This is a genomic window from Streptomyces sp. MZ04, assembly GCF_004684775.1.
In the GTDB taxonomy this organism is placed as follows: Bacteria; Actinomycetota; Actinomycetes; order Streptomycetales; family Streptomycetaceae; genus Streptomyces.
Window position 1 is genome coordinate 1 of record NZ_SRIC01000108.1, and the last position, 24,534, is coordinate 24,534.

Consider the following 24,534-nt stretch of genomic DNA (forward strand, 5'->3'; position numbering starts at 1 on the left):
GACAGGTCCGGCGCTTCCCAGGGTTTGCGCGCCGCGCCACCGTCGCACTGCGGGCATCGCCCGTCGGGCCCCAGCGGTGCCGTCTGGCATCGCGTGCAGTTCATTTCCCCGCCCCCGATCTCAACTCGGCTGCACGGAAGGCGTGTTCCGCGGTTCCGTCGAGCGATCAGGCTAGGCGATCAGTGCTGTGAAATTTAGCCCGTCCGGCGTTTGAGGACGAACTCGGCGGAGCCGGTGATCAACGGCCACCCCGGCCGGCGGAGCCGGAAAGTTCGGGAAGGGGCGGGGTCGGGGAAAGAGAACGCCCCGCCCGCTCCACCAGCAGCCACCCCGCCAACGCCATCCCCACCGCCACCGGCGCCGTCACCCGCACCGCGACCAGCATCGCCGTACGTCCTTCCAGGAGTCCTCCGAAGCCGACCATCGAGAGGCCGAGCACCCCGAAGAGGCAGAGCGTGACGCCCACGGCGGCCGCCGGGCCCGATGCCGGGCCGGGGGTCAGCCTCAACTCCCCCGCCGCACCCGGCCGTTCGAAGCGGCGGAACGCGGCGACCAGGACCCCGGTCAGCACCCCCGCAGCCGCCATCCGCAGCGGAACCTGCGCCCACCACGCCATCGACGCGGGCTCGGGGAGGCGTACGTCGAGGGCGAGCAGCATCCCGTACACACCGAGCATCGCCGTGAGGTGCCACAGGAACGCCGTCATCGAGATGCCGTTCGCCGTCACCACGCCCCGCCACACCCGGGGCCGCGCGAGCCACCGCGTCGCGGGCCCCCGCAGCAGCTCCACCGCGCCGACCAGCCACATCCCGTGGCAGAGCAGGGCGAAGGTCGGCGGCGCCATGTTCGAGACGCGCTCGCCGGGCATGCCGACCATGGAGAGGGGGTACGGGCCGAAGGCCACCAGGAGGGCGGCGCCCACCAGGCCCGCTCCCGCCAGGGCGGACGGCGCCCGCAGCCTCCCGTCCGCCCGCAGGAATCCGAGCTGGTGCACCGCGAGCCAGACGAAGGCGAAGTTGAGGAACTCGACGTAGGGAACGCCGAAGGCGAAGCGCGCCGCGTCCACCGCACCCGCGGCGAGCACGAGCCCGCCGAACGCGCCCCACCCGTACCGCTCATGGAGTCTCAGCAGCGGCGGGGTGAACGCGACCATCGCCAGGTAGATGCCGATGAACCACAGCGGCTGGGCGACGAGCCGCAGCGTCACGTCGAGCAACGCCCCGCCCTCACCGATGAGTTGGAGCAGCAACGCGGCCGCGCCCCACACTCCTGTGAACACCATGGTCGGCCGGAGCAGGCGCTGCAGCCGTGCCCGCAGGAACGCCGAGTAGACCGAAACCCGCTCCGGCGCCTTGCGGCTCAGCGAGCGGTACGAGAGCGCGTGCGAGAAGCCGCCGACGAAGAAGAACACCGGCATGATCTGCAGCACCCAGGTGAGGATCTGCAGGTCCGGCACCACGGCGAGAAGGTTGCCGACCTCGGTCCTGCCGTCGTCGCCGACCGTCACGGCGGCCATCAGCCAGTGCCCGATGACGACCGTGCCGAGCGAGGCGACCCGCAGCAGGTCGATGTACCGGTCACGCCCGGCGGGCGTCTTCTCGGCCAGTTCGCGAACGCTTGATCCCATACGGGTACGGTCGCGCGCGGCGACCGCCCCGCATCAGCGCGCCCGTACTCAGATCCGCGCCTGAGTACCTACACCACCACTGCGCCCTGCGCCGGCGCCTCCGCCACCCGCGCCGCCCGGCACGTGCCGGAGGCCAGCAGCGCGTCGGCCACCCGCCGTGCCCCGTCCGCGTCCTCGGCGAGGAACGCCGTCGTCGGCCCGGAGCCGGAGACAAGGGCTGCGAGCGCGCCCGCGGCGGTGCCTGCCGCGAGGGTGTCCTTGAGGGACGGGAAGAGCGAAAGGGCCGCGGGCTGAAGGTCGTTGACCATGCTGGACGCGAGTCCGGCCACGTCGCCCTTGCGCAGCGCGTCGAGTAGCGCCGGAGACGCCTCTGGCTCCGGCGCGACCGGGATCAGCCGGTCGAACTCCCGGTACACGGCCGGGGTCGAGAGCCCTCCGTCGGCGACGGCGAACACCCAGTGGAAGGCGCCCCCGACCTCGAGCGGCTCCAGCTTCTCCCCGCGCCCCGTCCCGAGCGCCGCCCCGCCCACCAGGCTGAACGGCACGTCGCTGCCCAACTCGGCGCAGATGTCGAGGAGTTCACCCCGCGAGGCGCCCGTCCCCCACAGCGCGTCGCACGCCACGAGCGCGCCCGCGCCGTCCGCGCTGCCGCCCGCCATGCCGCCCGCGACGGGGATGTCCTTGGCGATGTGGATGTGCACGTCGGGCGCGATCCCGTACCGGGCGGCGAGGAGTTCCGCCGCCCGCGCGGCCAAGTTCGTACGGTCCAGGGGCACTTGATCGGCACCGGGACCCTCGCAGGTGACCCGCAGCTCGTCCGCGGGCGTGACCGTGACCTCGTCGTAGAGGCCGACGGCGAGGAAGACATTGGCGAGGTTGTGGAAGCCGTCCGCGCGTGCGGCACCCACCGCGAGCTGGACGTTGACCTTCGCGGGCACCCGTACGGTCACGCTCACGCGCCGGCCTCCTTGTGCTCGGCGATGCGCGCGAACTCCTCCACGGTGAGCGCCTCGCCGCGCGCCTGCGGCGAGACCCCGGCGGCGACGAGCGCGGCCTCCGCGGCGGCCGCGGACCCTGCCCACCCGGACAGGGCGGCCCGCAGCGTCTTCCTGCGCTGCGCGAAGGCGGCGTCGACGACGGCGAACACCTCGCGCTTGGAGGCGGTGGTCTTGACCGGCTCGGTCCGCCGCACCAGCGAGACGAGCCCGGAGTCGACGTTCGGCGCGGGCCAGAAGACATTGCGGCCGATGGACCCGGCGCGCTTCACGTCCGCGTACCAGTTGGCCTTCACGGACGGCACTCCGTACACCTTCGAGCCGGGGGCGGCGGCGAGGCGGTCGGCAACTTCGGCCTGCACCATGACGAGCGTGCGCTCGATGGTCGGGAAGGTGTCGAGCATGTGCAGGAGCACGGGGACGGCCACGTTGTACGGGAGGTTCGCGACCAGTGCGGTCGGGGCGGGGCCCGGCAGCTCGCGCACCAGCATGGCGTCGCTGTGCACCAGCGCGAAGGAGGCGGCCTTCGCGGGGAGGCGGGCCTCGATGGTGGCGGGCAGGGCGCTCGCGAGTACGTCGTCGATCTCCACGGCGGTGACGTGCGCGGCCGTGTCCAGGAGGGCCAGGGTCAGGGAGCCGAGCCCGGGGCCGACCTCGACGACGTTGTCCTGCGGGCCTACCTCCGCGGTGCGGACGATGCGGCGGACGGTGTTGGCGTCGATGACGAAGTTCTGGCCGCGCTGCTTGGTGGGGCGTACGCCCAGGGCGGCTGCCAGCTCGCGGATGTCGGAGGCGCCGAGGAGCGCGCCGGGCTCAGTGTTGCTCACCGCACCAGGTTACGGGGGATCCGGGAGGCGAACGCTCAGCCCTACAGCCGCGCCCCGCAATGCGGCCACGGGCTCGCCCCCCGCTGCACGTACAGCTTCTTCGCGCGGTACGTCTGCTCCTGTGCCGGGGCGTCCTGCGGGCGCCCCTGACCGCCGAGGCTCTGCCAGGTCTGGGTGTCGAACTGGTAGAGGCCGCCGTAGGTGCCGGAGCCGTCCACCGCGTTGGGGCGGCCGCCGGACTCGCACTGGGCGAGCCCGCCCCAGTTCAGGCCGTCCGCGCCCGCCACCGAGTCCGGCGGCTGCTTGGTGCCGACCTTCACGATCCGGGTCTGCGGCTCGCGCACCACCTCGGACTTCACCCGGCGCGGCTTCTGCTTGACGCCGTTGACGGTCCGCAGGGCGTAGGTGACCCGCCGGGTGCCCTGATGCCCCGGGCGCTCGACGACCTCCGTACCGCTGAACTGCGTCGGGTCCTGGACCCGCCGCACGTCGAAGGGGATCGGCTCCTCGCGCACCTCCTTGCGTCCGGAGATCCGCATCACGGTGATCGTCTGGCCGTCGCGGGGGAAGCTGCCGGGCGCGACGGAGGTGGTGTCCTGGCCGTGCAGGCTGACGCCGGACTCCTCGACCGCCTCGCGCACGGTCGCCGCGTTGGTGCGGACGGTGCGCTCACGCCCGTCCGCCATGACCGTCACGGTGCGCTCGGTCCGTACGTCGAGGTCGAGGCCGCCCCGGTCGATCCGCTTGCTGCGCGAGGCCGACAGATAGGCGCCCTCCGCGCGCACGCCGAGCTGGCGCAGCGCGCCGTCGACCGTGCGCGCCGTCGTCCACACCTCGCGCCGCTCGCCGTCGAGGGTGAGTTTGACGGGCCGTCCGTAGCGGACGGCGATCTCGTCGCCGCTGGCCAGGGCGGTGTTCGCGGTCGGCGCCACGATGTCGTGGGTGCCGAAGTCCACGTCCTCGTCCGCGAGCAGCTCGCCCACGTCGTCGGCGAAGGTGTGCAGGGTGCGCGCCTTGCCGTCGACGGTGAGCTGTACGGCCTTGTCGTTGGCGACGAACGCGGAGGTGCCGCCGGCGAGGAAGGCCACCACGAGGGCCTGCGGCAGCAGCCTGCGCAGCGAGTCGGGCCGCTCCGGGCCGCTCTTCCTGCGCCGCGCGGCCCGCCGTGCCTGGGCCCGGCCGCCGACGGGGCGCGGGGCGTCGGCGGGCTCGGGCCCGGTGGACTGCCGGGGGAAGTGCTCGCCGGGCTCCGGAGCAGGGGCGGGGGACGGTGTCCCGTAAGACGTCCCGTACTGCGCATGACTCACGACGACGCTCCACGGTTCGGTTCCGGTCCGGATCGGGCGAGGCGGACAGAACCTAGCGGAGCGATCGTCACTCTCCAAAGCGCCACGGCTACGCAGTGTCGCCGTACCGCCCTGAACTATGGGGCTATTGGCGTTATCGGTCAGTAATCAAAGGCGCGCGCGGTGTTCACGGAGATCGCCTCGGCCATGGCGTCCTCACCGATGCCCCGCACCTCGGCCATGGCCCGCAATGTGACCGGAATGAGATACGGCGCGTTAGGCCGTCCGCGGTAGGGCGCGGGCGTCAGGAAGGGGGCGTCGGTCTCCACGAGGACGAGTTCCAGCGGGGCGACGGCCAGGGCGTCCCGCAGACCCTGTGCGTTCTTGAAGGTCATGTTGCCGGCGAAGGACATGAAGTAGCCGTGTTCCGCGCACACTTGGGCCATCTCCGCGTCGCCGGAGTAGCAGTGGAAGACGGTGCGCTCGGGGGCGCCCTCCTCTTTCAGGACGCGCAGCACATCGGCGTGGGCCTCGCGATCGTGGATGACCAGGGCCTTGCCGTGCCGCTTGGCGATCTCGATGTGGGCGCGGAAGGACCGCTCCTGGGCCTCCTTGCCCTCGGGCCCGGTGCGGAAGTAGTCGAGGCCGGTCTCGCCCACGCCCTTGACGTGCTCCAGCGCGGCGAGGCGGTCGATCTCGGCGAGGGCGGCGTCGAGCGCCGCGTCACCGCCCGCCTCGCGCGCGCCCTGCCGCGACCAGCGGTCGGGGTCGCCGTGCACGATGCGGGGCGCCTCGTTGGGGTGCAGGGCGACCGTGGCGTGCACGGCGGCGTACGCGGCGGCCGTCTCGGCGGCCCAGCGCGACCCCGCCACGTCGCAGCCGACCTGCACGACCGTCGTCACGCCGACCGCAGCGGCCTTGGCGAGCCCCTCGTCCACCGTGCCCGACTGCATGTCGAGATGGGTGTGGGAGTCGGCGACCGGCACCCGCAGCGGTTCGGGCAGCGGCGGCGCGGCGTTCTTGGCGTCGTTGTCGTCGGCGTTCTTGGAAGGCATGCCCCGATCCTACGAAGGGGCCGATCTTACGAAGCGGGGTGTCATCCCGCCTTGCGGTGGTGGAACGGGTGCAGCAGGGCCGACAGGTGCCGGTGGTGATGGTGCGGCTCGGTCTCGCCGTCCGGCTCCGCCCCGGAGGCCGCCTCGGGAGCGTCCTTGGCGTCCTTCTGCGCCGACACCTTCGGCTCGTGGGAGCGCCGCATCAGATCGAGCACCGACGAAACCTGCCCGGCCCGCATGATCCGCACCACATGACCGCCGCAGTTCACGCAGGTCGGCCGGGTCAGCGGAGACGGCACATGCCGGCCGTCCGCCACGTAGAGCACGAACTCCTTGCCCTTGGCGTCGACATGATGCTCGATCTCGTACGACTGTTCCCAGCCGTGCCCGCAGCGCATGCAGGCGAAGGCGTACGACTCATGAGCGGTGTGTGTCGAGGTTGTCGCGGTGGACGCCGTGGTGTCGTGACCGGTGTCGGCGATCTCACTCATGCCAGCTCCTCTTGTCCGCTGGACAAGCGCCGTCCGACCGGGGCTTTCCTCCCGGCCGGCAGCGTCGGGACGGGTGCGTCCCTTTGACCAGTGGACGCTTTTCCCGGAGCGAGCGCATCAGACCTGTCGAGCGTTGAAGGCGATTTGGCCTTTCATTGGCCTTCAGGCCCGGTGCGCGGCCCGCACTTTGCTTTTCACGATAGTCCTTTGCCCTCTGATGGGGCGCCCTGAGCCGCATTCTTTGCCGCGACGACGGCATCGAAGACATCGCGCTTGGGTACCCCCGCCTCGGCGGCGACGGCGGCGATCGCCTCCTTGCGCCGCTCCCCCGCCTCCTCGCGCACCCGCACCCTGCGCACCAGCTCGTCGGGGCCGAGTTCTCCGGGGCTCTTCTCGGGGGCGCCCTCGACGACGACGGTGATCTCACCGCGCACCCCGTCGGCGGCCCACTCCGCGAGCTCCTTCAGCGAACCGCGCTTGACCTCTTCGTACGTCTTGGTCAGCTCGCGGCAGACCGCGGCCCTGCGCTCGTCGCCGAACGCCTCGGCCATCGCGGCCAGGGTGTCGTCGATGCGGTGCGGCGCCTCGAAGTAGACCAACGTCCTGCGGTCCTCGGCGACCTCCTTCAGGCGTGAGAGGCGCTCGCCCGCCTTGCGCGGCAGGAACCCCTCGAAGCAGAAGCGGTCCACGGGAAGCCCGGAGAGCGCGAGCGCCGTGAGCACGGCGGACGGACCCGGCACGGCGGTCACGCGGATGCCGCGCTCCACGGCGGCCGCGACCAGGCGGTAGCCGGGGTCGGACACCGACGGCATCCCGGCGTCCGTCACGAGCAGCACCCGCGCACCGCCCACCAGAGCCTCGACAAGATCGGGCGTACGGGCGGTCTCATTGCCCTCGAAGTACGAGACGACACGCCCGCCCACCTGCACGCCGAGCGCCTGGGTGAGCCTGCGCAGGCGCCGGGTGTCCTCGGCGGCGACGACGTCGGCCGACTCCAGCTCGGCGGCGAGCCGCGGCGGCGCGTCCGCCACATCGCCGATGGGCGTGCCTGCCAGCACAAGGGTTCCGGGGGAATCAGCGCTTCCTGTCACGGATCCATCCTCGCAGGGGCGGGGAGCGGGACTCACACAGTCGGGTTCCCTACGATGGCGCGGTGACCAGTACCGCGTCTTCCCCGGACACCCGCCAGGGCCAGGCAGCCGAGGAGCAGCAGCCGTCGTGGCAGCGCAGGCTGCGCCGCTTCGGCTATGTGGCGCGGCCCAGAGGCAGTGACGACGTGCGGGCCCGCCTCGTCCCCGCGTACACCGAGCCGAGTCCACGGCTGTGGGTGACGCTCGGGGTGCCGAAGGCGACGGCGGATCTGCTGGTCAAGTGGATGGGCTGGATCGGCCCGCTGCTGATCACGCTGGTCGCCGGCGTGATGCGGTTCTGGCATCTCGGCAGCCCGAAGGCCGTGATATTCGACGAGACGTACTACGCCAAGGACGCCTGGGCGCTGATCCACCGGGGTTTCGAGGTCAACTGGCCCGAGAAGGTCAACGACTCCGTCCTGGCACAGGGCAGCGGCATCAAGATCCCCACGGACGCCGCGTACGTCGTGCATCCGCCGGTCGGCAAGTACGTCATCGGCATCGGCGAGTGGATGTTCGGTTTCGATCCGTTCGGCTGGCGCTTCATGACGGCGGTGCTCGGCACCCTGTCCGTCCTGATGCTGTGCCGGATCGGGCGGCGGCTCTTCCGCTCCACGTTCCTGGGCTGTCTGGCGGGCGCGCTGCTCGCGGTGGACGGCCTGCACTTCGTGATGAGCCGCACGGCGCTGCTCGACCAGGTCCTGATGTTCTTCGTGCTCGCCGCGTTCGGCTGCTTCCTGATCGACCGGGACAAGGCGCGTGAGCGGCTCGCGGCCGCGCTGCCGACGGACTCCGAAAGCACGGACGGTGTCGTACGTCCCGACGCGTACGTCGCGGAAACGGTGCGCCTGGGGTGGCGGCCGTGGCGCTGGGCGGCCGGGCTCTGCCTGGGGCTCGCCTTCGGCACCAAGTGGAACGGCCTGTACATCATGGTCTTCTTCTGCTTGATGACCGTCCTGTGGGACGTCGGCGGCCGCCGGGTCGCCGGGGCCGTGCGCCCCTACCGCGCGGTCCTGAAGCGCGACGTGTTCCCGGCGTTCGTCTCGACGGTGCCGGTCGCGCTCGGCACGTACGTCCTGTCCTGGCTCGGCTGGATCCTCTCCCCGACCGACGGCAGCGGCGGCTACTACCGCAACTGGGCGGCGACGGACGGCAAGGGCGGGGACTGGACGTGGCTGCCGGACTGGCTGCGCAGCCTGTGGCACTACGAACACGCGGTGTACGAGTTCCACGTGGGGCTCTCGTCGCCGCACACCTACCAGTCCAACCCGTGGAGCTGGATCGTCGACGGCCGCCCCGTCTCGTACTTCTACGAGTCCCCGCTGCCCGGCAAGGACGGCTGCCCGTCCGACACCGCCGAGAAGTGCGCCCGCGAGGTCCTCGCGCTCGGCACCCCGATGCTGTGGTGGGCGGCGGGCTTCGCGCTGCTCTACGTCCTGTGGCGGTGGGCGTTCCGCAGGGACTGGCGGGCCGGGGCGATCGTGTGCGGGATCGCGGCGGGCTATCTGCCCTGGTTCATGTACCAGGAGCGGACGATCTTCTTCTTCTACGCCGTCGTCTTCGTGCCGTTCCTCTGTCTGGCCGTGGCGATGATGATCGGCGCGATCATCGGCCCCGCGGGCTCCAGTGAACGGCGGCGGGTGGTGGGCGCGGCGAGCGCGGGCGTCCTGGTGCTGCTGATCCTGTGGAACTTCGTCTGGTTCTGGCCCATTTACACGGGCCAGGCGATTCCCATCGATTCCTGGCGGTCCAGAATGCTGCTCGACACATGGGTGTAGCGACATGTGTGTAGGGCGCACCTTGGACACCTTCGGATAACGGCCCGCTCATCCGTCACCTCCTCCCCCTAAAGTTCGGGACGCACGACCTTCCGTGTTCATTCGGATACGGAAGGGCTCCTGGGGAGGGGAAGCGCGTCATGCGCAGAGGGGTAAAGGTCGCCTTGGCCGGCGGGGTGTTCGCCGTCATGGTCGGGGGCGCCGGATACGGCGCGTACAACTTGGTGAACGGCGTGACCGGGGACAGCGGTCCCTCCTCGTCCGGCCCCGAGGCCGTGAAGGCAGGGCCGCCCACGGGCAAGGAGGTCGGCGAGACCACGGAGAAGTTCCTCGCCGCGTGGGCGAGGGGCGACGCCGAGGAGGCCTCCCACTACACGAACAACGCGGAAGCGGCCTCGCTCGCCCTCACCGGCTACCGCGAGGACGCACGGCTCACGAAGGTGAAGCTCACGCCGGGGAAGGCCGCGGGGGCGCAGGTGCCGTTCTCGGTCGAGGCGACCGTCACGTACGAGGGGAAGTCCAAGCCCTTCGCGTACGCATCCGAACTCACCGTCGTCCGGGGTGTCACCACGGGCCGGGCGCTCGTCGACTGGGACGCGTCGGTCGTCCACCCCGACCTGAAGCGGGGCGACACCCTGCACACCGGCGAGGCCGCCGCGCCGCCCATCGAGGCGGTCGACCGGCACGGCGAGGTCCTGGACAAGAAGGACCATCCGTCGCTCGGCCCGGTCCTCGACCAGCTGCGGGCGAAGTACGGCGACGAGGCGGGCGGCACCCCCGGCGTCGAGCTCTACGTCCAGCACGAGAGCGAGGAGGAGGGCACCCAGACCCTCCTCACCCTCGCCAAGGGCAAGGCGGGACAGCTGGAGACGACGCTGAGCGCGCCCGCGCAGAAGGCGGCCGAGAAGGCGGTGGCCGCGTACCCGGAGTCGTCGGTGGTCGCCGTGCAGCCCAGCTCCGGCGAGATCCTGGCGGTCGCCAACCACCGCGACGACGGGTTCAACGCGGCGCTCGAGGGCAAGATGGCCCCCGGCTCCACGATGAAGATCGTCTCGGCGGCGATGCTGATCGACAAGGGCGTGACGAAGGCGGGCAGCCCCGCGCCCTGCCCGAACACGGCGACCTGGCAGAGCCACACCATCAAGAACCTGCCGGGCCTGGCCCCGAACGAGAACGCGACCCTGGCGGACAGCTTCGCGCGCTCCTGCAACACCGCGTTCGTGAAGCTGGCCGACGAGAAGGGCATCACCGACGAGTCCCTCACCGAGGAGGCGCAGAACCGCTTCGGCCTCGGCCTCGACTGGAAGGCGGGCGTCCGGACGGTCGACGGCACGGTCCCGGCCTCCCCGGGACCCGACCGCGCGTCGAACATGATCGGCCAGGGCCAGGTGCAGCTGAACCCGCTCAACCTCGCCTCGGTCACGGCGACGGCGATGACGGGCACCTTCCGGCAGCCGGTCGTCGTCGCCCGGGGCATGGACGACCGCGAACTGGCCAGGACACCCGGCAGCCTGCCCGCCTCCACCGTCCAGCAGCTGCGCCAGATGATGAACCGCACGGCGGTCAGCGGCACCGGCGCCCCGGCCATGTCGAAGCTCAGCGGGAACATCGGAGCGAAGACGGGATCGGCGGAGGTCGACGGCCAGGCGAAGCCCAACAGCTGGTTCACCGGCTACCGGGGCGATGTGGCGGCCGCCGCGGTGGCCGAGGAGGGCGGCCACGGCGGTGACACGGCGGGGCCGATCGTGGCGGCGGTGCTGGCCGCGGGCAGCTGAGGGACGCGTGGTCGGGGGCTTCATGAAAGCCCCCTAGGGTGGGGCCTTCCGGTGCGGAGCTTGGGGGCTCTGGGGGCTCTGGAAATCTGCGGAGGGTTTGTGGGCAAGCGAGGGCGCGCCAGCGAGCGCAAGGGCATCAACAGCATCACGGGTACCACCGGCGCGAAGAACGCCAAGGTGCACCCCGGCGTGCTCGGCGGCGCGGCCGTCGCGGTCGTGTGCGGGGTGGGCTTCGCCGCGTACAGCCTGATCGGCGGCGGCTCGTCCGGCGACGGCGGCCCGACGGTCGACGAGAAGCCGGTGGCCGCGGGCCCGCCGACGGCCGCCGAGGTCCGCGCCACCACGCAGGGCTTCCTCGCCGCGTGGGAGAAGGGCGACGCGGCGGGTGCCGCCGCGCTCACGGACGACAAGGCGGCGGCGAAGACCGCGCTCACCGCGTACGCCAAGGACTCGCACCTCACGAAGGTGAAGCTGACGCCCGGCAGGCGGGCGGGCGCGAAGCTGCCGTTCTCGGTCACGTCCACGGTCTCGTACGAGGGAAAGACCAAGCCCTTCTCCTACGACTCCGAGCTCACCGTCGTACGAAGAAAGCACGACGGCAGGACACTGATCGGCTGGCAGCCCTCCGTCGTCCACCCCGAGCTGAAGGACGGCGACCGCCTGGTCACCGGCGAGGCGGGCGACCCGCCGATCAAGGCGGTCGACCGGGACGGCGCGGAGCTGACGGCGAAGAAGTACCCCTCCCTCGGCACGGTGCTGGACTCCCTGCGCGAGAAGTACGGCGACAAGGCGGGCGGCACCGCGGGCGTGGAGCTGCGCGTCGTACGCAAGGGCAGCGCGAAGTCGGCCGAGAAGTCGCCGACGACGAAGGACGACGCCGAGGCGACCCCCGACAAGACGCTGCTCACGCTCTCGCCGGGCACGCCGGGCACCCTGAAGACGACGATCGACGCCTCGCTCCAGTCGACGGCCGAGAAGGAGACCGCGAAGCGGGAGCGGGCTTCGGTGGTCCTGGTGAAGCCCAGCACGGGCGAGATCCTGGCGGCGGCCAACTCCAAGCCGGGCGGCTTCAACACGGCGTTCCAGGGCTCGCTGGCCCCCGGCTCGACGATGAAGGTCATCACGTCCTCGCTGCTCCTGGAGAAGAAGCTGGCGGGCGTGGACAAGAAGCATCCGTGCCCGAAGTACGTGACGTACGGCGGCTGGAAGTTCCAGAACGACGACAAGTTCGAGATCAAGGACGGCACGTTCCGCGCGAGCTTCGCCCGTTCCTGCAACACGGCTTTCATCAGCCAGGCCAAGGAGCTGCAGAACGACTCCCTGACCAAGCAGGCCCAGGAGGTCTTCGGCCTCGGCCGTGACAACTGGTCGATCGGCGTCCCGTCCTTCGACGGCGGCATCCCGGTGCAGAGCGACGCGCAGATGGGGGCGTCACTGATCGGCCAGGGCGGGGTCCGGATGAACCCGCTCAACATGGCGTCGGTGGCGGCCACGGTGAAGTCGGGCACGTTCAAGCAGCCGTACCTGGTCTCGCCGGACGTCGACCACCGCACGCCGGCGACGGCCTCGCGCAAGATGTCGGGCGCGACGGCGGGGGCGCTGCGTGACCTGATGCACTACACGGCGGTGGCCGGGACCGCGGTCGAGCCCATGTCCGGGCTCGGCTCCGACATGGGCGCGAAGACCGGCTCCGCGGAGGTCGACGGCCAGAAGAAGCCGAACGGCTGGTTCACGGCGTACCGCGGCGACCTGGCCGCGGGAGCGGTGGTGCAGGAGGGCGGCCACGGCGGCGACTCGGCGGGACCGCTGGTGCGGGCGATGTTCTTGGCGGGGCAGTAGCCGCTCCCTCCGGTATCCAATGCCCGCTGTCCGCTATGCGGATACACGGTCGCGTGCCCCGTACACAGACCGCTAGCGTGCCGGGCATGAGCGCTACCGAATCCCCCGCCCACCCCCGTTTCGCCGCGGCCCTGAGCGAGCTGGGCCTCGCCGACCTCGTCGGTGACATCCGCCGTTTCCCGGACCAGACCCGTACCGCGCAGGAGGCCGCAGCGGCGATCGGCTGCGAGCTCAGCCAGATCTGCAAGTCGCTGATCTTCGCGGCGGACGGGGTCCCTGTCCTGGTCCTGATGGACGGCGCGTCACGCGTCGATCTGGAGCTCGTGCGCCGGGAGCTGGGCGCGGAGAAGGTGACGCGCGCGAAGGCGGACATCGTCCGGGAGACCACGGGTTACTCGATCGGCGGCGTACCGCCCTTCGGCCACGTGACGAAGACACGCGTACTCGCCGACCGTTCATTGCTGGGCCACGACGTGGTGTGGGCGGCGGCAGGCACCCCGTACGCCGTCTTCCCCATGGCGCCCAAGGACTTGGTCGACCACGCGAACGGCACCCTGGTGGACGTGCGCGAGCTCGACGCATGACCCCGCTGGTCGCGGCGGCCGTCCTGCTGGCCGCCGTCACACACGCCAGTTGGAACGCGATCGCCCACCACATCACGGACAAGCTGGTCGGCTTCACGCTGATATCCGGCGGCGGGATGCTGATCGGCCTGCTCCTCGCCCCGTTCGTCGCGATCCCGGCGGCGGGGGCCTGGCCCTATCTCGTCCTCTCCGCGGCGATCCACGTCGGCTACCAGGCCCTCCTGATGCGGTCGTTCAAGCTGGGCGACTTCGGCCAGGCCTACCCGATCGCGCGCGGGACGGCGCCACTGGTGGTGACCGTCCTGGCGGCGGTCTTCGCGGGCGAGATCCCGGACGGCTGGCAGGCGGCGGGGGTCGCGGTGTCGTGCGCGGGCCTGACGGGCCTGGCCCTGTGGGGCATCCGCGGCACGGGGCGCCGGCCCAACTGGGCGGCGATCGGCGCGGCGCTGGCCACGGGCGTCTCCATCGCGGCGTACACGGTGGTGGACGGCCTCGGCGTCCGGGCGTCCGGCTCCTCGATGGGTTACATCGCGTGGCTGATGATCCTTGAGGGCGTCGCGATTCCGGTGTACGCGGCGTACCGCTGGCGCGCTGAACTGCCGGGACGCCTACGCCCGTTCGCCGGGGTCGGCCTGCTGGGGGCGGCACTGTCCGTGGCCGCGTACGGCCTGGTCCTCTGGGCCCAGACAAAGGCGGAACTGGCGCCGATTTCCGCGCTGCGGGAGTCGTCGATCATCGTGGGGGCGGCGATCGGGGCGGTGTTCTTCAAGGAGCGGTTCGGGGCGCCTCGGCTTGTGGCGGCGGGGTTGATGGTGGCGGGGATCGGGTTGATGCTGCACGCGGGGTGAGGGAGGTGCGGGCTGGGGCTGTGCCTCCGGCGGCACCGGCTCCGCCGAGTTCGTCCTCAATCGCCGGACGGGCTAATCGCCGGACGGGCTGAAATACCTGCGGCGGGGCTGACAGACGCGCCGACGCGGTGGACGTGGACCACATGCAGCCGCTCGCACTGCCGTTGACCGGTCCTGACCGGGTGGATTCCGCCGTGCGGTGAGCATCCCGCAGCCGATGTATCCCAGGTCGCCGGCCTGCTGGACCGGATTCTGTCGCAGCAGATACAACACCAGCACTACCGACCGGAACAGCCCCACCGCCAGCATCCGCTCCGCCGACGGAGCTTCGGGGTCGGCCCGCAGCGCGCCAAGCACCCGCACCACCACTCGCTGAGCTGCTCGTCGTCCAGCCCTGTCGTAACGTTCCAGCTCAACGGGCCCTGTCCCGGTGGAATGCTTATGTCCTCGCAAGCGCCAGGCTACCGAGCAGGGCCGCCTTGATGATCAAGGAACCTCAGCCACCACGACCCCACCCCACCCCCTCTATGGCCAAGCCTCCACGGCTACCGCGCAGGTTAGGGCGCCCCGCTATTTCCTGCCGGGAAAAGCATCACGTCCGAGACCCACGACGTACTTGCCTGCGCCCTGTCCCTGCGCCATCAGATCGTGCGTCGCGGGCACATCGGCGAGGTCTACGAGTTCGGTCACCGGCACCTCGAGGTTTCCTTCCGCGACAAGGGCGAGCGCCTTCGCGATGGCTGCGGCGACCCGATGCGGTGCGCCCGCGACCAGGCCCCGGTGGCTGAACCCGGTCACCGAGATGTTGCCGCCTATGAGACGGCCCGCCGGTGGCAGGGCGTCGAGGGCGCCGCCACCCGCGTTGCCGAACAGGACGACTCGGGCACCCGTGGCCGCGACATCGAGGTCAAGGGCGAGCGCGGTGGTGCCCAGCGGATCGAGGACCACGTCGATGCCCTGCCCTCCGTTGGCAGCGCGCAACGAGTCGGCCGTCGCCTCGCCACGGGGAAGTACGACGTCGTATCCGGCCTTGCGCGCGGCATCGGCCTTCTCGGGGCGACCGACCGTTCCAATCAACCGGCCGCCGCCCAGCAGCGGCACCAGCTTGGCCACAGCGGTGCCGATGCCACCGCTCGCAGAGTGCACCAGGACGGTCTCGTCCGGCGCGAAGCGCCCCGCATCCGACAGCAGGAGCAGAGCGGTGGCCAGGCCCAGCGGGGTCGCTGCGGCCGTGGCGGCGGGGACGCCTTCGGGCACCGCGATGGTGAGGTTCGCCGGTGCCGTCGCGACCTCCGCAAGGCCTCCGCCGCTGCTTGTCACGGCCGCCACACGGTCCCCGACTGCGAACTGCGTCACGCCGTCGCCCAGTTCGCGAATGGTCCCGGCGATTTCGAGTCCCGGGCGGTAAGGCCAGGCCGATGCGTACCCGGCGTCGCCGCGACGAGCCATGACGTCCATGAAGTTCAGCCCGGCGCAGGCGACATCGACGGTGACCTCACCCCGTCCGGGCCGGGGCACCTCAACCTCCCTGACCTCTGACCGTTCCGATCCGCCGGGTCCAACCATGATCAAAGCGCGCACGTGCAATTCCCCTCTGCGACTCGCTACGTGGACTCTGTACTCACGCCTCACGCCTCGCGAACCGCCGACGGTATCCGAGCATGCGTTCGCACCAGAGGGCAGGGCCGCATGTAGGACGGTCGCACAAGGCGCCAGCGATTCACCGGCCACCTTGAGCCGCCAGATGCGGCCACGACCGAAAGGCCATCACCGTCCTCGCCTTCTGCGAGACCGGCTGGTGATCCCCGTGAATAACCCTCACACGCTGAATGGTCACTCCCCACTCTGTAGCCAGAGACGCAGGTGAGAGCGCGTCCCGCCCGGTCAGATGATGGGCGGGACAGATCACCCACTTACGAACTTCGGGAAGGGGCGGGGTCGGGGAAGGAACGCCCCTACACCAGCCCCCTCACCGCCCGCACAAGCCCCTGCGCCCGAGGATCCGCTGTAACCCCCTTGTTCATCCCGTTCGTCACGTACCCGAAGGCAATCCCCGACTCCGGGTCCGCGAAGCCCAGCGCACCCCCGCGCCCGGGGTGACCGAACGAACCGGGACCCAGCAGCGGCGACGCCCCGCCATGCAGCATGTAGCCGAGGCCGAAGCGGGTGTTGACGACGAGGACACGGTCCGCCCCCGCGGACTCCTCCGTGCGCGCGAGCGCCACCGTCTCCGGAGTGAACAGCCGCCCCCCACCCTCGACTTCACCGATCAGCGAGGCGTAGAACCGCGCCAGGGACGGCGCCGTGGCTATGCCATTGGACGCGGGAAGGACCGCCGCCCGGTATGCCGGGTCGTTCTCGTCCGGCGCCGGGTCGATCACGCCGAACGCCCGCTGGGTGAGGGACTCAGGATCCGCGTACGCCTCGGCCACGTTCCGCCGGGGGCGGACCCGCAGGCCCCCCGGAGCGGCGGGCGCCGAGATGCGGCCGATCCGGCCCACCCGGCCCGCTTCCCCTTCGGGGAGGCCTATCCAGAGGTCCAGGCCCAGCGGTCGCGATATCTCCTCGGCCACCCACTCCCCGATCGATCGCCCCGTCACCCGCCGCACCAGCTCACCCGTCAGCCAGCTGTACGTGTGTGCGTGATAGCCGTGGTCGGTCCCCGGCTCCCACATGGGCGCCTGCGCGGCGACCGCGTCCGGCGCGACGTCGGGATCCGCCGCCTGCGCGGGAGTCAGCGGGCGGTCGAGGGCCGGCACCCCCGCCCGGTGCGACAGCAGGTGCCGGACCAGCGTCCGCTCCTTGCCGTGCGCCTTGAACTCGGGCCAGTAGGACCCGACCGGCGCGTCCAGGTCAAGGTCGCCGCGCTGGTGGAGCAGGAGCAGGACGGCGGCCGCGACGCCCTTCGTCGCCGAGCGGACGACCTGCGCGGTGCCGCTCTCCCAGGGCGCGCCCTGTACTCCGGCGTCGACGTCCTTCGTGCCGCCCCAGAGGTCCACGACCGGCCGCCCGTCGCGGTAGACCGTGACCGCCGCGCCCTGCTCACCGAGCTCGGCGAAGTTGCGTACGAAGGCGTCCCGCACCGGCTCGAAGCCCTCGGCCACGAAGCCCTCGGCCACTGTCCCGTCGATCGCCACGTCGTTCTCCTCCATCACCTGCACGCGCATCCGTACATGCAACAGGGACGCGGCCCGCCGGATTCCGGCTAGCTCGGCACGATCGACACGTCGATGTTCCCGCGCGTCGCGTTCGAGTACGGGCAGACCTGGTGCGCCGCCCCCACCAGGCGCCCCGCGAGCTCCTGGTCGACCAGCGGCAGCGAGACGCTGAGCGCGACCGCGAGGCCGTAACCCTGCTGCTGATTGGAGCCGATGCCGACCTTCGCGGCGACGGTGGAGCCGGTCAGGTCGTAGCCCGCGCGGCGGCCCACCAGGACGAGCGCGTTGTGGAAGCAGGCGCTGTCTTCAGGAGCGGGGACACCGTCCCGTAGTCGAGGTGCAGCGCGGCGGCGAGTTCCTTGACGGGGATCTCGCCGCGCTCCCAGAGCACCAGCAGGGCGGCGCACGACGAGCGCTCGGTCCTTGTGCACGTGACCGAGCAGGGTGCTGACCTGCGGTCACGGGCTACGGCCGTGCCAGGTACTGGGGGTAGGTGAGGCCCAGTTCGTCGAGGACCGGACGGTACGCGGACGTCACGGCGCGCTGTGCCGCGTACAGCGCGAAGCACAGTTGGTCGTCGAGGAGCAGCGATGCGGCCGCCGCGGCGCCGGTCTCCTCGGGGGCCTGGTTCGTCACGCCCCCATTGTCACGGACTTCGCCACGGACTTCGGGTCGAAGCCGAAGGGCAGTTCCAGGCGGTGCGCGCCCATCAGGTCGTCGTCGCCGAGCAGTTCACCGGTCGGGCCGTCCGCCGCGATCACGCCCTCGCTGAGGATGAGGGCGCGGGGGCAGAGTTCGAGGGCGTACGGAAGATCGTGCGTCACCATCAGGACCGTCACGTCCAACGACCGCAGGATGTCGGCCAGTTCGCGGCGCGATGCCGGGTCCAGGTTGGAGGAGGGCTCGTCCAGGACCAGGATCTCCGGCTCCATCGCGAGGACCGTCGCCACCGCGACCCGCCTGCGCTGGCCGAACGAGAGGTGGTGCGGCGGGCGGTCCGCGAACTCCGCCATGCCGACCTGGGAGAGGGCCTTCTGTACGCGGGCCTCGAGCTCCGGGCCGCGCATCCCGGCCGCCGCCGGACCGAACGCCACGTCCTCCCGCACCGTCGGCATGAACAGCTGGTCGTCCGGGTCCTGGAAGACGATGCCGACCCGGCGCCGGATCTCCGCCATGTGCTTCTTGCCGACGGGCAGTCCCGCGACGGCGACCGTGCCCGCGCCGCCGGTGAGGATGCCGTTCAGATGCAGGACGAGGGTCGTCTTGCCCGCGCCGTTCGGGCCGAGCAGGGCGACGCGCTCGCCCCGGCCGATGGTCATGTCGACGCCGAAGAGCGCCTGATGCCCGTCGGGGTAGGCGAAGGCGAGGCCGGAGACCTCGAGAGAAGGGACCTCGAGAGAAGGGACCTCGAGAGAAGGGACCTCGAGAGAAGGGACCTCGAGAGAAGGGGCAGTACTCACAGCGTCCATCCCAACAGACATGCGACAAGTGCGGAGAACGGAAGGGCCATCGCGTACGTCCACTGCGTACGCGAGGCGGTCACCTCGTCGATGACCGGCATCGAACCGGCGTACCCCCGGCTGACCATCGCCAGGTGCACCCGCTCGCCCCTCTCGTACGAGCGGATGAAGAGCGCGCCCGCGGATTTGGCCAGGACCCCCCACTGGCGTACGCCCCGCGCCTCGAAGCCGCGCGACTCGCGTGCGATCTTCATGCGGCGCATCTCGTCCGTGATCACATCCCCGTACCGGATCATGAACGAGGCGATCTGGACGAGCAGCGGCGGCAGCTTCAGGCGCTGGAGGCCGAGCAGGAGTTCCCGCAGTTCGGTGGTGGAGGCGAGGATGACGGAGGCCGCGACGCCGAGCGTGCCCTTGGCGAGCACGTTCCAGGCACCCCACAGCCCGTTCACGCTCAGGGACATGCCGAGTACGTCGATGCGCTCGCCCTCCGCCACGAACGGCATGAGCACCGCGAACGCCACGAACGGCACCTCGATGAGCAGCCGCTTCAGGAGGAAACCCGCCGGAATACGGGCCGCGTACGCCACCACACCCAGCAGCACCGCGTACAGCGCGAACGCCCACATCGCCTCGCGCGGCGTGGAGACGACCACGACCACGAAGGCGAAGACCGCCGCCAGCTTGGTGTGCGGCGGCAGCGCGTGCACCGGTGAGTGGCCGTGCCGGTAGAGCCGGTGGGCGTGGCCCGCGCCCATGTCAGGCGCTCTCGGAGGCGGAGGTGACGGAGGCGGTGGACGCGGGGTCCGTGTCCGTCGTACGACGGCGGCGCAGGGACCAGAAGACCGCCGAGCCCGCGACGACCGTGCCGCCGACGCCGATCACGCCCGCGAGGCCGCCGGAGAGGCGGGCGTCGGTGATGTCCTTGACGCCGTAGTCGGCGAGCGGCGATTCGGCGGCGGCGTGCTCCTCGGCCCTCTTGTCGATGCCCTTGTCGGCGGCGACCTTCTCCAGGCCGTCGGGGTTCGCGGAGGCGTAGAAGCTGACGAAGCCGGCGAGGACGAGGGAGGTGACAAGGCCCGCGATCCAGACCTTGCGGTGGGAGCGCGCGGCCACCGGGACGGCGGCGGGTTCGGCGTCGACCAGCTCGCCGCCCACCCGCAGCTTGAGCTTCTGGGTCAGGCCGCGGGCGCCGTACACGAGGTCGGGGCGGACGGCGATGACGGCGCCGACGGTGAGCGCGGTGATCGCGGCCTCGCCGATGCCGATGAGGACGTGCACGCCGATCATGGCGGTGGCGACCTTGCCGATGGAGACGTCGGTGGTGCCGCCGAGGGCGTAGAGGAACGTGAAGGCGAGCGCGGCCGCGGGCACGGAGAGCAACGCGGCGACGAAGGACGAGACGGTGACGGAGCGGCGGGTGCGCGGGAGCACCTTCACCAGGCCCCGGAAGACGAGATAGGCGACGACGGTGGTGACGATCGCCATGTCCGTGATGTTCACGCCGAGCGCGGTCAGGCCGCCGTCCGCGAAAAGAACGCCTTGCATGAGGAGTACGACGGACACACACAGGACACCCGTGAAGGGGCCGACGAGTATCGCGGCGAGCGCCCCGCCGAGGAGATGCCCGCTGGTGCCGGCGGCCACGGGGAAGTTCAGCATCTGCACGGCGAAGATGAACGCCGCCACGAGGCCCGCGAGCGGGGCGGTGCGCTCGTCCAGCTCGCGGCGCGCGCCCTTGAGGCTGACGGCGACCGCGCCGGCGGCGACGACCCCGGTGACCGCGGAGACGGGGGCGTCGATGAATCCGTCGGGGACATGCATACGGGCGCTCCTGGGCAGGACACGGGAAAAGGAGGACGGAAGACAGAGCGGATCGCTCGTGAACCGTTCAATGATAGTGCCCTCTTGCGAATGGTTTGCAAGAGCGTCGCCTACCCAACTATCTCGGCCACCCCTGGAGCGGAAACCCCCAAATATGGGACATTAGAGGGCATACAGCAAAAACAGGCAGGCAGGCAAAAGGTGAGGGCGAAGGAGTCCGACGATGTCCGCAGTCGAGCAGTACGCACGGGCCCACATCGTCACGGACTCGGCCGACGGCCACCGCGCCGTGCCCGCCATCCTCCACTACGACCCGGAGGCCGACCCGCACGCGATGCGGATCGACCTCCCTGGCGGCCACACCTGGACCTTCGAGCGCCGGCTCGTCGAAGAGGGCCTGCTGGCCCCGGTCACCGAGGGCGACGTACGCGTCTGGCCCTGCGGCCGGGTGCAAGTGGTCGTGGAGTTCCACTCGCGGGAGGGGGTGGAGGTCGTGCAGTTCGACTCGGCGGTGATGGTCCGCTTCCTCCGCCGCACCCACGCCGCCACCCCCGTCCCGCACTGAGCGGGGTCAGACGCGGGCGAGCTCCCGGTCGCCCTCCGCGGCCTTGTCCGCCACGTCGCGCAGCCCCTCACCCTCGACATCCACATTCGGCAGCGCCCGGTCCAGCCACCTCGGCAGCCACCACGCCTTCCTGCCCAGCAGCGCGAGGACGGCCGGGACCAGCGCCATGCGCACGATGAACGCGTCGAAGAAGACCGCGATCGCCAGACCGAAGCCGATCATCTTCACCATCTGCTCGCTGGAGCCGATGCTGTGTTTTCCCGGGGGACGCCCCCGGACCCCCAGCGCGAAGACGGCGATCACGATGACGGCCGCCGCCGAGACCACCCGCGCCGGAAGCCGGTCACGACCAGATGACGCCCGAAAGCCCGACGGGGGCGACGAGCGCGCGCCCTTCTGCGCTCCCCGCCACCCCCGTCCCGCACTGAGCGGTCTCAGACTCGGGCCGGCTCCCGGTCCGCGTCGGGATCGCCCGCAGCCTCCACGTCGCGCAGCCCCTCACCCTCGACATCCACATTCGGCAGCGCCCGGTCCAGCCACCTCGGCAGCCACCACGCCTTCCTGCCCAGCAGCGCGAGGACGGCCGGGACCAGCGCCATGCGCACGATGAACGCGTCGAAGAAGACCGCGATCGCGAGACCGAAGCCGATCATCTTCACCATCTGCTCGCTGGAGCCGATGCTGTGTTTTCCCGGGGGACGCCCCCGGACCCCCAGCGCGAAGACGGCGATCACGATGACGGCCGCCGCCGAGACCACCCGCGCCGGAAGCCGGTCACGACCAGATGACGCCCGAAAGCCCGACGGGGGCGACGAGCGCGCGCCCTTCTGCGCTCCCCGCCACCCCCGTCCCGCACTGAGCGGTCTCAGACTCGGGCCGGCTCCCGGTCCGCGTCGGGATCGCCCGCAGCCTCCACGTCGCGCAGCCCCTCACCCTCGACATCCACATTCGGCAGCGCCCGGTCCAGCCACCTCGGCAGCCACCACGCCTTCCTGCCCAGCAGCGCGAGGACGGCCGGGACCAGCGCCATGCGCACGATGAACGCGTCGAAGAAGACCGCGATCGCCAGACCGAAGCCGATCATCTTCACCATCTGCTCGCTGGAGCCGATGAAGCCCGCGAAGACGGCGATCATGATGACGGCGGCCGCCGAGACCACCCTCGCGCCGTGGCGGAAGCCCGTCACGATCGCCTCGCCGGGGCGCTCCCCGTGGACGTACGCCTCTCGCATGCGGGTCACGAGGAAGACCTCGTAGTCCATCGCGAGGCCGAAGACGACCCCCACCATGAAGATCGGCATCATCGACATGATCGGGCCCGTCTGCTCCACGCCGAAGAGCGAGCCGAGCCAGCCCCACTGGAAGACCGCGACGACCGCGCCCAGGGCCGCGAGGACCGAGAGCAGGAAGCCGAGGGCCGCCTTGAGCGGGACCAGGATCGAGCGGAAGACGACGATCAGAAGGAGGAAGGCGAGGCCCACGACCAGTGCCAGGTAGGGCAGCAGGGCGTCGTTCAGCTTCTGGGACACGTCGATGTTCATGGCCGTCGTGCCCGTGACCATGACGCTTGCGCCCGTGTCGGACCTGATCTCGCCGCCCGCGTCGCGGATCGAGTGCACGAGGCCCTCGGTCTCGCTGCCGCTCGGCTTCGAGGACGGGACGACGCTGATGATCGCCGTGTCGCCCGCCTTGTTGATCACGGGGGGCGCGACGGTGAGGACGTCGTCGAGGCCGGAGATCTTCTTGGTGATCTGCTGGGCCGCGGCCTTCGGGTCGTCGGCGCCCTTGAGGTCGGCGACCGTCATCAGCGGGCCGTTGAAGCCGGGGCCGAATCCGTCGGAGACCAGGTCGTACGCCTTGCGCTGGGTCGTGGACGTCGGCTGCGAGCCGTCGTCCGGGAGGCCCAGTTCGAGCGAGGAGACCGGGAGCGCGGCGGCGCCCAGGCCGATGATGCCGACGAGCAGCACGGCCAGCGGGCGGCGCGTGACGAAGCGGGCCCAGCGGGTGCCGAGGTTGGCCTTCGGCTCCTTCGCCGGGGCGGCGGCCGCCTTCTCCGGATCGGCCGCCTTCTCCGGATCGGCGGCCTTCTCCGGATCGGCGGCCTTCTTCTTGCCGCCGCCGAGCAGCCTGCTCTTCTCGCCCGTCGGCTTGACCTTCCTGCCCGCGTACCCGAGCAGCGCCGGGATCAGGGTGAGCGCGATGAGGACGGCGATGACCACCGTGCCGGCCGCCGCGAAGCCCATCTTGGTCAGCATCGGGATGTTGACGACGGCGAGGCCGACCAGCGCGATGACCACGGTGAGCCCGGCGAAGACCACGGCCGAACCAGCCGTCCCCACGGCACGTCCCGCGGCCTCCTCGCGGTCCCGCCCGTCGGCGAGTTCGCCGCGATAACGGGAGACGATGAAGAGCGCGTAGTCGATGCCGACCGCGAGGCCGATCATCATGGCCAGCGTCGACGTGGTCGTACCCAGGTCGAGCGCGTTGGCGAGCGCGGTGATCGAGGAGACGCCGATGCCCACGCCGATCAGCGCGGTGAGCAGCGGAAGCCCCGCCGCGACCAGCGAGCCGAAGGTGATGACGAGGACGACGGCCGCGACCGCGATGCCGATGATCTCGGTGGCCCCGGTCTCGGGCATCGCCTGCAGCGCGTCGCCGCCGACCTCGACCGTGAGCCCGGACGCGCGGGCGTCGTCGGTGGTCTGCTCCAGCGCGTCGCGGCTCTCGTCGGTCAGCTCCATCGAGGTGACCTTGTACGAGACGGACGAGTACGCCGTGGAGCCGTCCTTGCTGACCGTCTTGGCCTGGAACGGATCGGCGGCCGAAGCGACCTCGTCCGAGCCGGACTTGAGGGCGGCGACGGTCTTCTGGACCTCGGCCTTGTTGGCCGGGTCGGTGACCTTCTCGCCGTCCGGCGCCTTGAAGACGACCCGGGCGCTCGCGCCGTCGGCGCCGGCCTCGGGCACCCGCTCGTCGAGCAGGTCGAAGGCCTTCTGCGCCTCCGTGCCGGGGATGGAGAAGGAACTGGAGGCGGCGGTGGGCGCGGACGCGGCGCCGACTCCGGCGAGGGTCAGGAGCGCCACCCAGATCAGGGCGACGAAGTGCCGTCGCCTGAAGGCGAGTCGGCCGAGTTTGTAGAGGAACGTGGCCACGAGGCGTACTCCCGGTCAGTCGTGGGGTCAGCAGGGCAGGGGGGATCGGCCCGACGACGTAGGGGGCACCTCCCATGCCCTTAAGGCAATGGGGGAGGTCGCGTCAGGAAGCAGGAAGGGGGTGGGCTTGTGCTTGTGCGG

At 71.1% G+C, this 24,534-nt stretch carries 19 protein-coding genes and 4 pseudogenes; 6 read left to right on the top strand and 17 right to left on the bottom strand.

What is annotated here, in order from left to right:
* Positions 1 to 238: 238 nt before the first annotated feature.
* From E2651_RS22205 to rsmI, 7 genes are all read right to left on the bottom strand, one after another.
* Complete coding sequence (locus E2651_RS22205; protein ID WP_135332950.1) at positions 239 to 1,627, bottom strand: acyltransferase; 1,389 nt, start codon at positions 1,625 to 1,627, stop codon at positions 239 to 241.
* Between the two features lie 68 nt (positions 1,628 to 1,695).
* Positions 1,696 to 2,583, bottom strand: a complete 888-nt coding sequence (locus E2651_RS22210; RefSeq protein WP_135332951.1) for a 4-(cytidine 5'-diphospho)-2-C-methyl-D-erythritol kinase — start codon at positions 2,581 to 2,583, stop codon at positions 1,696 to 1,698.
* The gene (gene rsmA / locus E2651_RS22215) at positions 2,580 to 3,449 is read right to left on the bottom strand and encodes a 16S rRNA (adenine(1518)-N(6)/adenine(1519)-N(6))-dimethyltransferase RsmA (protein ID WP_135332952.1); all 870 of its coding nucleotides are present in this window, start codon (positions 3,447 to 3,449) and stop codon (positions 2,580 to 2,582) included. The genes E2651_RS22210 and rsmA overlap by 4 nt, the downstream gene beginning before the upstream one ends.
* A 41-nt stretch (positions 3,450 to 3,490) precedes the next feature.
* Positions 3,491 to 4,756, bottom strand: a complete 1,266-nt coding sequence (locus tag E2651_RS22220) for a ubiquitin-like domain-containing protein (protein ID WP_348541660.1) — start codon at positions 4,754 to 4,756, stop codon at positions 3,491 to 3,493.
* 140 nt (positions 4,757 to 4,896) lie between these two features.
* Positions 4,897 to 5,790 carry a TatD family hydrolase gene (locus E2651_RS22225; protein ID WP_135332954.1) on the bottom strand — a complete coding sequence of 298 codons (894 nt, stop codon included), beginning with the start codon at positions 5,788 to 5,790 and terminating at the stop codon, positions 4,897 to 4,899.
* A 41-nt stretch (positions 5,791 to 5,831) separates the two neighbouring features.
* Positions 5,832 to 6,281, bottom strand: a complete 450-nt coding sequence (locus E2651_RS22230; protein ID WP_135332955.1) for a hypothetical protein — start codon at positions 6,279 to 6,281, stop codon at positions 5,832 to 5,834.
* A 194-nt stretch (positions 6,282 to 6,475) separates the two neighbouring features.
* A complete protein-coding gene (gene rsmI, locus E2651_RS22235) occupies positions 6,476 to 7,372 on the bottom strand; it encodes a 16S rRNA (cytidine(1402)-2'-O)-methyltransferase (RefSeq protein WP_135332956.1) in 897 nt (298 codons plus the stop codon).
* Positions 7,373 to 7,434: 62 nt separating this feature from the next.
* Between rsmI and E2651_RS22240 the strand changes: the two genes are divergently transcribed.
* The 5 genes from E2651_RS22240 (at position 7,435) to E2651_RS22260 (ending at position 14,235) form a co-directional block, all read left to right on the top strand.
* Positions 7,435 to 9,189 (top strand): phospholipid carrier-dependent glycosyltransferase, encoded by a 1,755-nt coding sequence (locus E2651_RS22240; protein ID WP_135332957.1) that lies wholly within the window; start codon positions 7,435 to 7,437, stop codon positions 9,187 to 9,189.
* A 140-nt stretch (positions 9,190 to 9,329) separates the two neighbouring features.
* Positions 9,330 to 10,964, top strand: a complete 1,635-nt coding sequence (locus tag E2651_RS22245; RefSeq protein WP_135332958.1) for a penicillin-binding transpeptidase domain-containing protein — start codon at positions 9,330 to 9,332, stop codon at positions 10,962 to 10,964.
* Between the two features lie 189 nt (positions 10,965 to 11,153).
* Positions 11,154 to 12,803, top strand: a complete 1,650-nt coding sequence (locus E2651_RS22250; protein WP_135332967.1) for a penicillin-binding transpeptidase domain-containing protein — start codon at positions 11,154 to 11,156, stop codon at positions 12,801 to 12,803.
* 86 nt (positions 12,804 to 12,889) lie between these two features.
* Entirely contained in the window at positions 12,890 to 13,387 is a 498-nt protein-coding gene (locus E2651_RS22255) for a YbaK/EbsC family protein (protein WP_135332959.1), read from the top strand.
* Positions 13,384 to 14,235, top strand: coding sequence for a DMT family transporter (locus tag E2651_RS22260; protein WP_135332960.1), 852 nt, complete (start codon positions 13,384 to 13,386; stop codon positions 14,233 to 14,235). The genes E2651_RS22255 and E2651_RS22260 overlap by 4 nt, the downstream gene beginning before the upstream one ends.
* A gap of 570 nt (positions 14,236 to 14,805) precedes the next feature.
* Here the strand turns inward: E2651_RS22260 and E2651_RS22265 are convergent.
* The 7 genes and pseudogenes from E2651_RS22265 to E2651_RS22295 form a co-directional block, all read right to left on the bottom strand.
* Positions 14,806 to 15,753, bottom strand: a complete 948-nt coding sequence (locus E2651_RS22265) for a zinc-binding dehydrogenase (protein WP_245239080.1) — start codon at positions 15,751 to 15,753, stop codon at positions 14,806 to 14,808.
* Between the two features lie 437 nt (positions 15,754 to 16,190).
* Positions 16,191 to 17,387, bottom strand: a complete 1,197-nt coding sequence (locus tag E2651_RS22270; RefSeq protein ID WP_135332968.1) for a serine hydrolase domain-containing protein — start codon at positions 17,385 to 17,387, stop codon at positions 16,191 to 16,193.
* 53 nt (positions 17,388 to 17,440) lie between these two features.
* Positions 17,441 to 17,695 (bottom strand): annotated as a pseudogene (locus tag E2651_RS22275) (Ohr family peroxiredoxin); the annotation flags it as partial.
* Between the two features lie 2 nt (positions 17,696 to 17,697).
* Positions 17,698 to 18,029, bottom strand: a pseudogene (locus tag E2651_RS45970) (hypothetical protein); the annotation flags it as partial.
* A complete protein-coding gene (locus E2651_RS22285; protein ID WP_245239081.1) occupies positions 18,026 to 18,862 on the bottom strand; it encodes an ABC transporter ATP-binding protein in 837 nt (278 codons plus the stop codon). The gene E2651_RS22285 and the pseudogene E2651_RS45970, both read right to left, overlap by 4 nt.
* Positions 18,850 to 19,611, bottom strand: coding sequence for a cobalt ECF transporter T component CbiQ (cbiQ, locus tag E2651_RS22290; protein ID WP_135332963.1), 762 nt, complete (start codon positions 19,609 to 19,611; stop codon positions 18,850 to 18,852). Before cbiQ ends, E2651_RS22285 begins: the two co-directional genes overlap by 13 nt.
* Position 19,612: 1 nt before the next feature.
* Complete coding sequence (locus E2651_RS22295; protein ID WP_135332964.1) at positions 19,613 to 20,677, bottom strand: energy-coupling factor ABC transporter permease; 1,065 nt, start codon at positions 20,675 to 20,677, stop codon at positions 19,613 to 19,615.
* Positions 20,678 to 20,900: 223 nt separating this feature from the next.
* Between E2651_RS22295 and E2651_RS22300 the strand changes: the two genes are divergently transcribed.
* The gene (locus E2651_RS22300; RefSeq protein WP_135332965.1) at positions 20,901 to 21,242 is read left to right on the top strand and encodes an SsgA family sporulation/cell division regulator; all 342 of its coding nucleotides are present in this window, start codon (positions 20,901 to 20,903) and stop codon (positions 21,240 to 21,242) included.
* Positions 21,243 to 21,248: 6 nt separating this feature from the next.
* Here the strand turns inward: E2651_RS22300 and E2651_RS22305 are convergent.
* From E2651_RS22305 to E2651_RS22315, 3 genes and pseudogenes are all read right to left on the bottom strand, one after another.
* Positions 21,249 to 21,575: pseudogene (locus E2651_RS22305) on the bottom strand (hypothetical protein); the annotation flags it as partial.
* A gap of 101 nt (positions 21,576 to 21,676) precedes the next feature.
* A pseudogene (locus tag E2651_RS22310) lies at positions 21,677 to 22,006 on the bottom strand (hypothetical protein); the annotation flags it as partial.
* Between the two features lie 101 nt (positions 22,007 to 22,107).
* Complete coding sequence (locus E2651_RS22315) at positions 22,108 to 24,393, bottom strand: MMPL family transporter (RefSeq protein WP_135332966.1); 2,286 nt, start codon at positions 24,391 to 24,393, stop codon at positions 22,108 to 22,110.
* Positions 24,394 to 24,534: the final 141 nt, after the last annotated feature.

What these genes read in the sequence shown, in the direction of transcription:
- E2651_RS22225 (WP_135332954.1), bottom strand. Translation starts at nt 5,790, where the DNA reads ATGCCTTCCAAGAACGCCGACGACAACGACGCCAAGAACGCCGCGCCG.
- E2651_RS22295 (WP_135332964.1), bottom strand. Translation starts at nt 20,677, where the DNA reads ATGCATGTCCCCGACGGATTCATCGACGCCCCCGTCTCCGCGGTCACC.
- E2651_RS22260 (WP_135332960.1), top strand. Translation starts at nt 13,384, where the DNA reads ATGACCCCGCTGGTCGCGGCGGCCGTCCTGCTGGCCGCCGTCACACAC.
- E2651_RS22270 (WP_135332968.1), bottom strand. Translation starts at nt 17,387, where the DNA reads ATGGAGGAGAACGACGTGGCGATCGACGGGACAGTGGCCGAGGGCTTC.
- E2651_RS22205 (WP_135332950.1), bottom strand. Translation starts at nt 1,627, where the DNA reads ATGGGATCAAGCGTTCGCGAACTGGCCGAGAAGACGCCCGCCGGGCGT.
- E2651_RS22300 (WP_135332965.1), top strand. Translation starts at nt 20,901, where the DNA reads ATGTCCGCAGTCGAGCAGTACGCACGGGCCCACATCGTCACGGACTCG.
- E2651_RS22230 (WP_135332955.1), bottom strand. Translation starts at nt 6,281, where the DNA reads ATGAGTGAGATCGCCGACACCGGTCACGACACCACGGCGTCCACCGCG.
- E2651_RS22245 (WP_135332958.1), top strand. Translation starts at nt 9,330, where the DNA reads ATGCGCAGAGGGGTAAAGGTCGCCTTGGCCGGCGGGGTGTTCGCCGTC.
- cbiQ (WP_135332963.1), bottom strand. Translation starts at nt 19,611, where the DNA reads ATGGGCGCGGGCCACGCCCACCGGCTCTACCGGCACGGCCACTCACCG.
- E2651_RS22255 (WP_135332959.1), top strand. Translation starts at nt 12,890, where the DNA reads ATGAGCGCTACCGAATCCCCCGCCCACCCCCGTTTCGCCGCGGCCCTG.
- E2651_RS22285 (WP_245239081.1), bottom strand. Translation starts at nt 18,862, where the DNA reads ATGGACGCTGTGAGTACTGCCCCTTCTCTCGAGGTCCCTTCTCTCGAG.